Origin of the sequence: Rathayibacter sp. VKM Ac-2754, assembly GCF_009807095.1 — a bacterium.
Lineage (GTDB): Bacteria > Actinomycetota > Actinomycetes > Actinomycetales > Microbacteriaceae > Rathayibacter.
Window position 1 is genome coordinate 419,992 of sequence record NZ_WUCC01000004.1, and the last position, 11,513, is coordinate 431,504.

Here is an 11,513-nt window from a genome sequence, read left to right on the forward strand (position 1 = left end):
CGTGAGCGCTCCGTCCGGCGGATGACGCTCCTCCACAGGCGCTTCTGGGGCCTCGGTCGTACCGATTCCGGACTCAGGGCCGCACGTCGTGACGGCGGCGACGCCACCCTCGGGGCATGGAACGAGTGCTGCACCTCCTGACTGCCTGGGGAGGCGTCGCGTCGGCGTCGCAGTTCGCCGGAGCGGGTGTCACGCGCCGCGCGCTCGGCGCCGCCCTGGAGTCGGGAGCCGTCGAGCGGCTGCGCCGCGGGTGGTTCGCACTCGCGACGCTGCCTGTGGACGAGCGTCGCGCCGTCGCTCTCGGCGGGGTGCTGACCTGTGCCTCCGCGCTGGCGGCGCGGGGGCTGTGGGTGCTCGAGAGCGAGCGCCTGCACGTCGCCGTGCCTCCGCACGCGTCGGAACGGAGCGCGCCTCCGGGGGTCGTGCTGCACTGGCGGTCCTGGGACGGCTGCGGGCACGAGTCGGGCTCGCTCGACGGGCTCCGCGCCTCCCTCTTGCACCTGCTGGCATGCGTTCCGCCGGAGGACGCGCTCATGACGCTCGACAGCGCCGTCAACTCGGGCGCGATAAGTCTCGACGATCTGCTCGCGCTGAAGGCACTCGCGCCCACGACGAGGGGCTGGGTGCTCGGCGAAGTGGACGGCGGCTGCCAGTCCGGGTCGGAGACCAGAGTGCGGCGGCTGGGGCAGCGACTGCGCGTCGTCGTCCGCACCCAGGTGGAGATCGAGAGGGTCGGTCATGTCGACGTCGTCTTCGGCGAGCGGCTCGTCCTCGAGACCGACGGTCGGACGTTCCACTCCGGATCCGCGCAGATCGAGGAGGACTATCGACGGAGCCTGGAGCTCGCCGCGCAGGGCTACCTGTGCATCCGCCTCTCGACGAAGCAGGTGCTGCAGACCTGGGGTCGGACGGAGACGGTCATCCGAGCGCTCGTCGACAGGCGCGAGCACCTCTGGGGGGTGCGGAGGTGAGATCGGCGTGCGCAACCGAGGTCAGGAGCGGCCGAGCCGCCTCTCGGAGGGCGACGCGCACTGTCAGCCTCGGTTGTGCACCGGCGCCGGCGTCAGACCGCGGGAGCGCTCGAGCCGCCGCCGCCCTGGGTGCGGCTCGCGGCGAAGCCGGGGCGCTTGGAGCGCACGCGGGCGGGGGAGAAGCGGAACGGGGCGACGTCCTCGACGACGCGGGTCGAGAGGCGGGCGGCGCGCAGCAGCAGCTCCTCGGTCAGCTCCTCGGGGGCCGCGGCGATCGCGAGGCCGCGGCGGTCGAGCTCACGCGCGATCTGGATCTGGTGGTCGTCGATGTGCTCGCCGCGCGCCACCAGGCGGGGGACGAGGATGGGGACCTTGCCCGCCTCGATGGCCGTGATGGCCGCGCCGGTGCCCGCGTGGGCGATGACGACGTCGGCCGCGTCGACCGCCTCCTGGAGCTCGTGGTGCGGGACGCTCACGCGGCCCTCGATGCCGTGCGGTGAGACGTCGGCGAGTCCGGTCTGCCAGAGCACCTCCGCGCCCGAGAGCAGGGGGACCGCGGCGGCGATCAGCCGGTCGAAGGGGTAGAGGTCCTGCGTGCCGACCGAGAGGACGGCGCGGCGGATGCCGCCGACCTCCCGCGCCGGACCGGTGGTGAAGGCGTCGAAGATCGAGCCGCCGAACTGCCAGCGCTGGTCGGCCCACACCGGGTACTGGCTGTAAGTGTTCACTCCGCGCAGGCGCGCCATGATCCGCCCCGTGATCGAGGGGCCGTCGGCGCGCGCCGCGCTCTCGATGTAGTGGCACTCGATCCCGCGCAGCGACGCCTCAGGCATGAAGGACACCGCCGGGCTCGACCCGGTGCTGAAGACGGCCGAGTAGTCGCCCTTGCCGATGATGCGGTGCGCGAGGAGGGCGTTCTGGGCGATCGGCAGGGTGTCGCGCGGTGCGGCGAAGCGGCTGAAGGTCACGCGCCGTCCCTCGAGGAGCGAGCGGCTCAGGCCGTTGTCGAACGTCACCCAGTGCTGCTCGGCCGGATCGATCCCGAACCGGGACGACAGCGTGAACAGCTGCTTCAGATGCCCTCCGCCGGAGCAGACGAACAGGAACTCGGACATGGTGCCCTCCTCCGCACCGGGGAGCCGATGGCCGGCCCGGGCGGATGCTGTGTAGTGGGAGATCGTGAAGGTGACGGGTGGACGGCGGCCGGGCTCAGCCCGGCACGACCTCGCCCGAGCGCGCGCCTCCGCGGTCGAGCAGGATGTCGAGGACCGTCCCGTGCCGGGCCGCCCACGAGTTGGCGTGCACCCACTCGAGGCGGTCCTCCTCGTCCGCGTGGCCGTCGGCCAGGGCGTCGTCGACGACCGAGGCGAACTCGGCCATCGTCGGCACGATGCGGATGCGGTCGCTGATGCCGTGGATGGGCGGGAGGTCGACCGAGATGACGGGGCAGCCGCTCGCCACGTACTCGTACAGCTTGAGCGGGCTCATCGCCTCGGTCAGGGGCGTCCGCCGGTGCGCGAGGAGGCAGAGCTCGACGTTGCGCATCGTCGCGACCAGTTCGCGACGGCCGACGGAGTGGTGCAGGTGCACGTTCGAGAACCGCGCCAGGGGGGCGAGGTACCCGGGATCGGGCTGCGGGCCCATCAGGACGATGTGCAGCTCGGGGTGCGCGGTCGCGACCGCCACGATCCCCTCGACGTCGAGCCGGTCGTCGAGGGTGCCGACGTGCAGGGCGCGCGGGCCCGGGATGCTCCGCAGCCACTCGGGGGCCTCGGGGACCGGGCCGGTCCACTCCTCGGGAGCGACGCCGTTCGGCACCACGGCGTGGGGGCCGGTGGGGGCGATCCGGTCGATGATCTCCTGCGACACGGCGGTCACCGAGCGGCCCGAGGAGGCGACGCGGCGGTACGCCTCCTGGAACGCGGGCCAGTGGTTCTTCCACCGGGTCGAGGTGGTCCAGTCGTCGCGGGCGAAGAACATCACGTGCTCGGCCCACTCGAACGGCGAGAAGCCGGCGACGACGGGGCTCGTGGTGACGATCACCGGCCGCACCAGCTCGAGCTCGTCGGCCAGCTTGGCGATGCCCTGATCGTAGGCGCGGTACTCCCTCTCGAGGCCCGCGATGTCGGTCGGGTCGCTGCGCCGCAGGCGGAGCGGGGTGTGCAGGACGCGCGTCGGCGTCCCGGGGAACTCCACCTCCCTGCCGAGCGCGGAGCGGACGAGGTTGGTGGGCGCGAAGCGGTACGGATTGGCGACGATCAGGCGCCCCACCTGGGGGCTCTCCATCAGCGAGGTCAGGATGCGGTCCGGCGGCCGCATCATCCCCCGGCGCGCGGCATCGGTGTACGTCTCGTACGAGAAGGTGAAGACGACGTCGCGCACGAGACCGTTCCCCACGGTCGGCGCGCTCACGCGAACGTCCGGATGACGCGCGCGGGGACCCCGACGGCGACGGAGTAGTCGGGCACGTCGTCGCGGACGACCGCGTTCGCGCCGATGACGGCGCCGCGACCGACCGTGACTCCGGGCATGATGACCACGTTCTCGCCCAGCCAGGCGCCGCGGCCGATGCGCACCGGGGCGATCCGCTCGACCGGCTGGTCGCGGATGAACGTGTCCGGGTCGGAGAATCCGTGGGAGTGGTCGGAGATGTAGACGCCGCGGGCGATGCCCACGCCCTCCTCGATGATCACGCTCTCGACGGCGGTGATCGCGGTCATGTTCATCCGAACGCGGTCGCCGATGATCAGTGCCGGGGTGGGCGCGTCGGCGGAGGGCACCATCAGCATGCAGTTCGCGCTGATCAGGACGTTCTCTCCGATCGAGATGCGGCTGCCCTGCCCCGGGCCGATGCGGAACGGCAGGCAGATGCGCGAGCCCTTCCCGAAGCGGTGGAAGCCACCGGCGACGAGCTTGCTGAAGGCCAGATCGCGGGCTCGCTGAGCCAGGATCGCGAGATCCAGTCCGTTCACGGCATCAACTCCAGGTGACAGGGGCGTGCAGAACGACGGGTGCGTTCAGCGCCTGAGGCGGGGCGCGCGGCACAGCGGGTAAGCGGGCATCGCACGGGTGAGGGAACGGACCCACGATAGCGAGCGTCACCCATAGAGGGCGACCCCAGTGGTCGGGGGCTCAGACGCCCGTAACCCTGCGGAAACAGGATCGACGGCGGTGCCCCTTGCTGCGCGCTCGCCGAGGATGCAGGCGTCGGACGGGCCGCGGAGCGATCCGTCGGCCCGGAGAGCGTAAAATCGGACAGTCCGCGGAGAAGAGGAACCGGCAGGGTCCTCCCAGCCTCCGATCGGGCGATCAGCGCCGACGGACCCGGCGGCGTCGCCCGGTCCGCTCGCGACTCCCGACCCACCGCACCACCAGAGAGGCTCGACCGTGGCCCACGCCGCCGACTCCGCCGAACGGGCGAACTCCTGGACCCTCGTGCTCGCCCGCGCCGCCGTCGCCGCGGCCGCGGGCTGCGTGGTCACCTTCTCCCCCGACCACAGCCCGGCCTTCGGGCTCGCCGTCTTCGCCGGGTTCGCCCTCGCGACCGGCGCGGTCTCCCTCCTCCGCGCGCTGCGTGCCGCCGACGGGCGCAGTCGCAGGGCCGCGCTCGCCTCGGCCGGCGTCACCCTCCTCGCCGGAGTCGGAGCGCTCGTCGCGCTGCCCGTCGCCGCGCTGATGCTGTTCGTCGCTCTGGTGGCCGGCTGGGCCCTCGTCTCGGGATCCCTCGAGATCACCAGCGGCCGCCGCGGTCAGGGCCTCGCCGCCCGCGACGCGGTCGTCGTCGGTGCCGGCACGGTGCTCCTCGGCGCCGCCTTCGCCCTGCTCCCTCCCCACCCCGTCGTCTCGGTCGGCCTTCTCGGCGCCTACGCCGTGATGGTCGGCGTCTACCTCGCGATCGCCGCGTTCTCGCTCAAGTGGGCCGCCGGTGCCGATGCCGTCGACACCTCGACATCCACCACCGGAGGAGACCGATGACCGCCGAAGGCCAGACCCCCGACGCCGCGGCGCCCGAGCCCGACGAGTTCGCGCCGCGCACGTTCCAGCCCACCCGCAAGGACCGCCTGCGCCCCCTCGAGCTCATCGGCTTCTCGGCCGTGATGGCGGCCTTCGTCGGCGTGGTCGTGCTGCTGTCGACCCGCGAGCCGGTCGTCGCGCTCATCTCGTTCGGAGTCGCGTTCATCGTCGTCCTCGTCGCGATCGCGATGTTCTCACTCACCTTCAAGCCCGACGACGCCGAGATCGCCGACCTCGACGAGCAGAACGGCCGCCACTGAGTTCTCCGGGTCGGGGCGTCCTCGCCGCCCCTCCCGCGGTCGGCTCTTCGATGTGGCCGGGTTCTGTAGAGCGTCCCGCTTTCGCTGCGCGGAATCGCTTGGCACGCGATTCCGCGGTGCGCTCCGAGGTTCGGCGTACGCGGGGACCGCTGGAAGGTGACACGGGGAGAAGACGGCGTCCGCCGCCCTCCATGCTGGTCGAGTAGCCGCCGTGGGCGGCGTATCGAGACCCACCTCCCTTCGGAGATAGGCGTGCTCGCTGCCGCTCCGGCCGGCGTCGGTGGTCGGACGTACTGTGCGGGCATGGCGGAGGCGATCGGGCGGTGGTGGGAGCGGCGGCGGTTCTCGAGGGGGGTCGACGTGCCGTACGAGGTCGGGCGCTACCGGGACGCGTGGTCGTCCTATCCGGTGCTGGTGCGGCAGTACCGCCCCGAGTACAACGACGGCATCGTGCTGAGCCAGATCCCTCCGGCCGCCGACGTCTACCTGTGCTGGCTCTGCGACTCCGGGCACCTGTTCGTCGCGACCCCCGAGGAGCAGCGGCACCGCCCGGGTCGGGAGCGCCGGCGCTCGTCGTGGTGCCCCGAGTGCGCCGAGCTGGCCCGGCCGCGGACGCCGCGTGCGCATCAGGAGGAGGCGCCGCCTCCGCGTCGAGCCCCCGCCCGCGCCCCGCGGATCTGCTCGAAGACGCCGGATCTCGCGGTCGGCGAGCCGTTCGCGAGTCGGTGCGCGCCTCCGCCCGCTTCGGCCGTCGAGGCCCGGCTGCGGGCGATGCTGGCCGAGCGGCTCGAGTTCGAGCCCGGCTTCACCGCGGTGCGCCTCGGCCGGCCGTTCTTCGAGCACCTCGAGGCGTGGCCGGACATCGTGCTGGGCGAGCTGCGGGTCGCGATCGAGTACGACTCGACGGGGAGGCACGGACTCGAGCACGTCGGCCGCCGCGAGGAGGCGGACCGTCGGAAGGACCGCGCGCTGCGGTCGGCGGGCTGGGAGGTCGTGCGCATCCGCACCGGCCGCCTCCCCGCACTGGGCCCGCACGACGTGCTCGCCTCGGGAGTGTCGGCGGCCGTCGTCGAGCGGCTGCTCGAGGAGCTGCGGGTGATCCGCGGAGACCTGCTGGTCGACTCTTGGACGCGCTGACCGCCTCCGCCCTCAGCTGCGGAGCGCGAGGGCCTCGCTCCACCAGCGGCGGTGGAGCGCCCACGGGTCGGGCTCGCCCGCGCCGACCGTCTCGATGTGGCCCTCGAGTGCGGGGCTCCTGGCGAACCACTCGGTGCGCTCGAGCCGCTCGGCGGCGAACTGCGCGTGCCGGTGCTGCTCGAGCGCCCGGCCGCCGCGCTCGAACGCGAGCAGCTCCTCGTGGCGCAGCCGGTGCAGGCGCTGGCGGGGGTTGCCGCTGGTGCCGATCTTGATGCGGTCGCCGAAGCGGATGTAGTACACGACCTCGACGCGCGGCGGCGCGAGCTCGGCGTCGGGCACCTCGCCGAAGCGCCACTCGCAGGCCGCGCAGAGCCAGGCCGAGGGGAGCCGCACGCCCAGCCGGGAGCCGCAGACGAGGCACGGCGACGGCAGTGCGTCGACGACGCCGTCCTCGCGGGCGACCCAGTCGTGCGCCAGCGCGAGGTGCGCCGAGCAGAGCGCGAGCGGCGCCCCCTGCTCGGCGGGCGCCGGGCACTCGTCGATCGCGCAAGCGTTCATCCTCGGACGCTACGCGCGACCCCCGACATCGCTCAGGGCAGGCGGTCGACCAGCTCCGAGGCCACGCCGGTGTACGCGGCGGGCGTCAGGGCGAGCAGGCGCGCCTTCGCGGCTTCGCCGATGTCGAGGGAGCCCACGAACGCCGCGAGGTCGTCGGCGCCGAGGCGCTTGCCGCGGGTGAGGTCCTTGAGCATCGCGTAGGGGTCGGTGATCTCGGAGCGGCCGGCGACCACCTCGGCGCGGATGACGGTCTGGATGGCCTCGGCGAGCACCTCCCAGTTGGTGTCGAGGTCGGCGGCGAGCGCCCTCGGGTCGAGGTCGATCTCGAGCAGGCCCCGCGCGATGTTGTCGAGCGCGAGGAGGGAGTGGCCGAACGCGACTCCGATGTTGCGCTGGGTCGTCGAGTCGGTGAGGTCGCGCTGCAGCCGCGAGGTCACCAGGGTCTGCCCGAGCGAGTCGAGCAGGGCGCTCGAGAGCTCGAGGTTGGCCTCGGCGTTCTCGAAGCGGATCGGGTTGATCTTGTGCGGCATGGTCGAGGATCCGGTCGCGCCGGCCTGCGGGATCTGGCGGAAGTAGCCGAGCGAGATGTAGGTCCAGACGTCGGTGCAGATGTTGTGCAGGATCCGGTTCGCGTGCGCCGCCTTCCCGTAGAGCTCGGCCTGCCAGTCGTGCGACTCGATCTGGGTGGTCAGCGGGTTGAAGACGAGGCCGAGGGAGGCGACGAACTCCTCCGCCAGGGCCGGCCAGTCGGTGTCGGGGTCGGCGGCGAGGTGCGCCGCGAACGTGCCGGTCGCCCCGCTGAACTTGCCCAGGTACTCCGTCGCCTCGACCTGCGCGATGACGCGCTCGAGCCGGAACGCGTAGACGGCGAACTCCTTGCCCATCGTGGTCGGCGTCGCCGGCTGGCCGTGCGTCCGGCTCAGCATCGCCTCGTCGCGGTAGCGGACGGCGAGCTCGCGCAGGGAGTCGACCACCGAGCGCAGCTTCGGCAGCCAGATCTCGCCGACGGCCTGCCGGACGACGATCGCGTAGGAGAGGTTGTTGATGTCCTCGCTCGTCGCGGCGAAGTGGGTGAGCTCGGCGATGCGGTCGAGGCCGAGGTCGGCGAGCCAGTGGCGCACCAGGTACTCGACGGCCTTCACGTCGTGGCGGGTGCGGGCCTCGAGGGTCGCGAGCTCGTCGATCTCGGCCTGGCCGAAGTCGCGGGCGCGGCGGCGCAGCTCCTCGGCGGTCGCGGCGTCGACCGGCTCGGAGCCGAAGAGCCGGCGGTCGGTGAGGGCGAGCAGCCACTCGACCTCGACGTGCACGCGCGCGCGGTTGAGCCCCGCCTCGGACAGGTACTCGCCGAGCGACGAGACGGCGCCGCTGTACCGGCCGTCGAGGGGGCTCAGCGGCTGGGTGGGGAGCGAGGTCATGCGGTGGGGCCTTCCGGGTCGCGGTGGTCCGCGCGGGCCGCGGAGCCGGCGACGGCGCCGGAGCGCGCGTCGGGGGAGTCGGGGCGGGCGGCGCGATTGCCGCGGAGCCCGGGTTCGATCTGGGCGAAGAGCGACCGGCACGCGCTCTCGATGAGCGAGAGCACCGAGTCGAACGCCGCCGCATCGGAATAGTAGGGGTCGGGCACGTCGCCCTGCGGCGAGAGGGACGGCTCGAAGGCGAGCAGGCGGCGCACCTTCTGGCGGTCGACGTCGGTGCGCGCCCACGACCGCAGTGCGCGCTCGTGGCCGTGATCGAGCGCCACGACGAGGTCGAACTCGTCGAACCGCGTGGGGTCGAACAGCTGCGCGCGGTGCGTGCCGCCGTCGAGTCCGCGGCGCTCGAGAGCATCGAGTGCGCGGTGGTCGGCGTGCTCGCCGAGGTGCCACTCCCCGGTGCCGGCCGAGCTGATCTCGATGGCGGAGGCGAGCCCGGCGCGCTCGGCGAGCGAGCGCAGCACCGCCTCGGCCATCGGCGACCGGCAGATGTTGCCGGTGCAGACGAAGCACACGGCGAAGGCCGAGGGCGCGGGGGAGCGGGGGGTCACCCGCCCATTGTGGCGCACCGCGGCTCCTCCACACCCGGTCGATCCGGCCGCTCTCCACGGGTCGGGCGGCGACCCTCCCCGGGCCCTTCGCGCTCGTCGAAGCTGGGCGCGAACGAGGTGGAACGGAGGCGGTGCGGATGGTGATCGATCAGCAGGCGGGGGTGGCGGCGTGGCCGAGCGCGGAGCTGGCGGCGCTCGCCGAGGGGATCGGCGGGGTGCGGGCGGCGGCGGCGGGCCTCCTCCCCGACGCCGGCTGGGAGGACGACGCGGCGCGCGTCTTCGCGGAGCGGGTGGGCGAGCTCCAGGGCGGCCTCGCGGTCGCCGAGGGCGCGGCGCGCGGCCTGGCGGGCGGTGGTGGCAGGTGAGCCCGGCCCTGCTCGACCGCGTCGACACCGGAGAGCTGGACGAGCGCCGGCGAGCGCTCGACACGGTGCTGCGGGGTCTCGCCGACTGCACCGGCGCCGCGGCGAGGGCGGCGCCCGCTGTCGGCGCGGCCGCGCCGGAGCGGCTCGGCGAGCTCGAGCTGCTGACGAGGCGGCTGCACGGGCTCGAGGCCGAGGCTCTCCAGCTGCGGGACGCCCTCGTCGAGGCGGCCGCGGCCTACGCGCGAGCGGAGGAGGCGCTCGAGGAGGGTCCGGTCGTCGTCCCGATCCGGGTGGCGCCGCTGGTCTCGGCGGTCGTCTTCGGGCTGCGCGCGTCGGAGTCGTTCGCCCGTCGCGTGCCCGGTGCGCGCGAGGACGCCGCGCGGCTGGTCAGGGCGACGGCCGATGCGGCGTTCGGCTCGGTCGGGGCGGCGGCTCGCGTGCTGGCCGGCGACGACGGGGCCCGCGACGACCTCGCCGAGGAGAAGGACGAGCTGGTCCGCGCCCTCCTCGGCGATCCGCTCGTGGTCGAGGGCCTGCGAGCGACGATCTCGACGATCGGGCTGGGCACCGAGATCGGCGTCCTGCTGCTGCCGCCACAGGTCGCCGACGTTCTCGGCGGTCGTCCGGCCGATGAGGTGATCGGCCAGGGCGTGAGCTCGGCGGCGGGCGTGCTCGTCGTCCTCGCGACCCTGTTCGGCGTCCTCCCGGCGCCGGGCGAGCGCCGCCTGCGCATCGAGTCGGTCGAGCCGCCCCCGGTCCGGCTGGGGTCGGCGGCGTTGGCGCCGTCGAGCTGGGGCGAGCTGGCCGCTCGCATCCCTCCGAGCGATCCCGACGGTCCGCAGGTCGTGATCGAGCGGTTCGGCGAGGAGTGGCTGGTCACGCTCTCGGGAACGACCGACTGGACCGGAGACCCCGAGCAGGCCTTCGGTGCGGCGTCGAACCTCCGGGCGATGAGCGGCGGAGGCTCCGCATCGGTCGCGGGCACGCTCGCGGCGATGGAGGCGGCGGGCATCCCCGAGGGGGCGCCCGTGACGATCGCGGCTCACTCGCAGGGCGGCCTGGTCGCGCTCCGAGTGGCGCAGTCGGAGCGGTACGACGTGCACGACCTCGTCTCCTTCGGCAGCCCGGTCCGCGGACTCGACCTGCCGGACGGAGTGCGCTCGGTCTCGGTCGAGCACTCCGACGACCTCGTGCCGGCGCTCAGCGGATTCGGGCGCACCGCCTCGCAGGAGCCGGGAGTCATCGTCGTCGAGCGCGACTCGCCCGACTCGACGCCGCAGGAGAGCCCGGTGCCCGCGCACGCCCTCGAGGCCTACGTGGCGACCGCGCAGACGCTCGATGCCGATCCGCGCCTCGCCGCCTCGGGCGCCGCTCTCTTCGGGCTCTGGCGCACGCCTCCCGACTCGAGGGTCGCCGGCCGGCTGACGATGGTGCCGGTCAGTCCTCGCGGCGCCGCAGGAGCGGCCGGACGACGAGCCCGATGAACCAGTTGACGATCGCGAGCACCAGTGCGCCGAGCACGCCCCACCAGAATCCGTCGACGACGAGCCCGAAGCCGAACAGCCCGCTGACCCAGGCCGTGAGCAGCAGGAGGAGCCCGTTGACCAGGAACGCGACCAGCCCGAGCGTGAGCACGTACAGCGGGAAGGCGACCACGCGGACCACGCCGCCGACCACCGCGTTGACGACTCCGAAGATCACCGCCACCAGGAGGTACGTGAGGATCGCCGCGGTCGGCCCCTCCTCGTACGGATCCACGCGGACGCCCGACACGACGAGGGTGGTCAGCCAGATCGCGACGGCGTTGGTCAGGAGTCCGAGGAGGAGTCTGCGCATGCGACCACTATCCCGGCACGGCGCAGTGACCGCGAGCCGGATCTCAGGTGACGGGGTCGTCGATCGACGGGGTCGGCGCCGGTGCGCAGAGGTCGGGGTCGGTGCTGCAGTCGGGGCCGGGGAGGGAGGTCGGCTCGGGCTCCGGTTCGGTCTCGGGCTCGGGTGCGGGCGGCGTCGGGACCGCGGGCGGCGCAGGACGGATGGTGGCCTGGGGCGGAGCGGGCGCCGGGGCCGGCGGCTGCTCGATCGGCGCGGGCGCCGCCGGCGGTGCGGTCTCCGCGGGGGCGCTCGGGGCCGGAGCCGGCCGTTCGAGGCCTACCCCTCGCTGGTCACCACCGCCGGCGCCACGAGC

13 protein-coding genes and 1 pseudogene are annotated in these 11,513 nt (G+C 73.6%); 6 read left to right on the forward strand and 8 right to left on the reverse strand.

The window, feature by feature from the left end; translation table 11 throughout:
* Nucleotides 1-116: 116 nt before the first annotated feature.
* On the forward strand, nucleotides 117-971 hold the full coding sequence (locus tag GRS92_RS09500; RefSeq protein ID WP_159855567.1) for a type IV toxin-antitoxin system AbiEi family antitoxin domain-containing protein: 855 nt from the start codon (nucleotides 117-119) through the stop codon (nucleotides 969-971).
* Between the two features lie 92 nt (nucleotides 972-1,063).
* Here GRS92_RS09500 and GRS92_RS09505 read toward each other — a convergent pair whose 3' ends face one another.
* From GRS92_RS09505 to GRS92_RS19185, 3 genes are all read right to left on the reverse strand, one after another.
* A complete protein-coding gene (locus GRS92_RS09505; RefSeq protein ID WP_159855568.1) occupies nucleotides 1,064-2,086 on the reverse strand; it encodes a glycosyltransferase in 1,023 nt (340 codons plus the stop codon).
* Nucleotides 2,087-2,180: 94 nt separating this feature from the next.
* Complete coding sequence (locus tag GRS92_RS09510) at nucleotides 2,181-3,383, reverse strand: glycosyltransferase (RefSeq protein ID WP_159855569.1); 1,203 nt, start codon at nucleotides 3,381-3,383, stop codon at nucleotides 2,181-2,183.
* Nucleotides 3,380-3,943, reverse strand: coding sequence for an acyltransferase (locus tag GRS92_RS19185; protein ID WP_159855570.1), 564 nt, complete (start codon nucleotides 3,941-3,943; stop codon nucleotides 3,380-3,382). The genes GRS92_RS09510 and GRS92_RS19185 overlap by 4 nt, the downstream gene beginning before the upstream one ends.
* Nucleotides 3,944-4,358: 415 nt before the next feature.
* On the opposite strand from GRS92_RS19185, the gene GRS92_RS09520 reads away from it, so the two are divergent.
* The 3 genes from GRS92_RS09520 (at nucleotide 4,359) to GRS92_RS09530 (ending at nucleotide 6,382) form a co-directional block, all read left to right on the forward strand.
* A complete protein-coding gene (locus GRS92_RS09520) occupies nucleotides 4,359-4,946 on the forward strand; it encodes a DUF308 domain-containing protein (RefSeq protein ID WP_159855571.1) in 588 nt (195 codons plus the stop codon).
* Nucleotides 4,943-5,245, forward strand: a complete 303-nt coding sequence (locus GRS92_RS09525) for a hypothetical protein (RefSeq protein ID WP_235021907.1) — start codon at nucleotides 4,943-4,945, stop codon at nucleotides 5,243-5,245. Before GRS92_RS09520 ends, GRS92_RS09525 begins: the two co-directional genes overlap by 4 nt.
* Before the next feature lie 303 nt (nucleotides 5,246-5,548).
* On the forward strand, nucleotides 5,549-6,382 hold the full coding sequence (locus GRS92_RS09530; protein WP_159855572.1) for a hypothetical protein: 834 nt from the start codon (nucleotides 5,549-5,551) through the stop codon (nucleotides 6,380-6,382).
* A 12-nt stretch (nucleotides 6,383-6,394) separates the two neighbouring features.
* Here GRS92_RS09530 and GRS92_RS09535 read toward each other — a convergent pair whose 3' ends face one another.
* The 3 genes from GRS92_RS09535 to GRS92_RS09545 are packed head-to-tail and all read right to left on the reverse strand — an operon-like array spanning nucleotide 6,395 to nucleotide 8,960.
* Complete coding sequence (locus tag GRS92_RS09535; RefSeq protein ID WP_159855573.1) at nucleotides 6,395-6,940, reverse strand: GIY-YIG nuclease family protein; 546 nt, start codon at nucleotides 6,938-6,940, stop codon at nucleotides 6,395-6,397.
* Between the two features lie 32 nt (nucleotides 6,941-6,972).
* The gene (gene purB / locus GRS92_RS09540; protein WP_159855574.1) at nucleotides 6,973-8,355 is read right to left on the reverse strand and encodes an adenylosuccinate lyase; all 1,383 of its coding nucleotides are present in this window, start codon (nucleotides 8,353-8,355) and stop codon (nucleotides 6,973-6,975) included.
* Nucleotides 8,352-8,960 carry a low molecular weight protein-tyrosine-phosphatase gene (locus GRS92_RS09545; protein ID WP_204162006.1) on the reverse strand — a complete coding sequence of 203 codons (609 nt, stop codon included), beginning with the start codon at nucleotides 8,958-8,960 and terminating at the stop codon, nucleotides 8,352-8,354. Before GRS92_RS09545 ends, purB begins: the two co-directional genes overlap by 4 nt.
* Before the next feature lie 137 nt (nucleotides 8,961-9,097).
* Between GRS92_RS09545 and GRS92_RS09550 the strand changes: the two genes are divergently transcribed.
* Together GRS92_RS09550 and GRS92_RS09555 are read left to right on the forward strand one after the other, a co-directional pair.
* Nucleotides 9,098-9,325, forward strand: coding sequence for a hypothetical protein (locus GRS92_RS09550; protein WP_159855575.1), 228 nt, complete (start codon nucleotides 9,098-9,100; stop codon nucleotides 9,323-9,325).
* The gene (locus tag GRS92_RS09555; protein ID WP_159855576.1) at nucleotides 9,322-10,809 is read left to right on the forward strand and encodes a hypothetical protein; all 1,488 of its coding nucleotides are present in this window, start codon (nucleotides 9,322-9,324) and stop codon (nucleotides 10,807-10,809) included. Before GRS92_RS09550 ends, GRS92_RS09555 begins: the two co-directional genes overlap by 4 nt.
* Here GRS92_RS09555 and GRS92_RS09560 read toward each other — a convergent pair.
* Together GRS92_RS09560 and GRS92_RS19035 are read right to left on the reverse strand one after the other, a co-directional pair.
* Nucleotides 10,763-11,161, reverse strand: a complete 399-nt coding sequence (locus tag GRS92_RS09560) for a phage holin family protein (RefSeq protein WP_159855577.1) — start codon at nucleotides 11,159-11,161, stop codon at nucleotides 10,763-10,765. The genes GRS92_RS09555 and GRS92_RS09560 overlap by 47 nt on opposite strands.
* Nucleotides 11,162-11,204: 43 nt before the next feature.
* Nucleotides 11,205-11,513 (reverse strand): annotated as a pseudogene (locus GRS92_RS19035) (hypothetical protein); the annotation flags it as partial.

Coding starts and splice junctions, on each gene's coding strand:
- GRS92_RS09500 (WP_159855567.1), top strand. CDS start 117: ATGGAACGAGTGCTGCACCTCCTGACTGCCTGGGGAGGCGTCGCGTCG.
- GRS92_RS09505 (WP_159855568.1), bottom strand. CDS start 2,086: ATGTCCGAGTTCCTGTTCGTCTGCTCCGGCGGAGGGCATCTGAAGCAG.
- GRS92_RS09525 (WP_235021907.1), top strand. CDS start 4,943: ATGACCGCCGAAGGCCAGACCCCCGACGCCGCGGCGCCCGAGCCCGAC.
- GRS92_RS09530 (WP_159855572.1), top strand. CDS start 5,549: ATGGCGGAGGCGATCGGGCGGTGGTGGGAGCGGCGGCGGTTCTCGAGG.
- GRS92_RS09535 (WP_159855573.1), bottom strand. CDS start 6,940: ATGAACGCTTGCGCGATCGACGAGTGCCCGGCGCCCGCCGAGCAGGGG.
- purB (WP_159855574.1), bottom strand. CDS start 8,355: ATGACCTCGCTCCCCACCCAGCCGCTGAGCCCCCTCGACGGCCGGTAC.
- GRS92_RS09550 (WP_159855575.1), top strand. CDS start 9,098: ATGGTGATCGATCAGCAGGCGGGGGTGGCGGCGTGGCCGAGCGCGGAG.
- GRS92_RS09560 (WP_159855577.1), bottom strand. CDS start 11,161: ATGCGCAGACTCCTCCTCGGACTCCTGACCAACGCCGTCGCGATCTGG.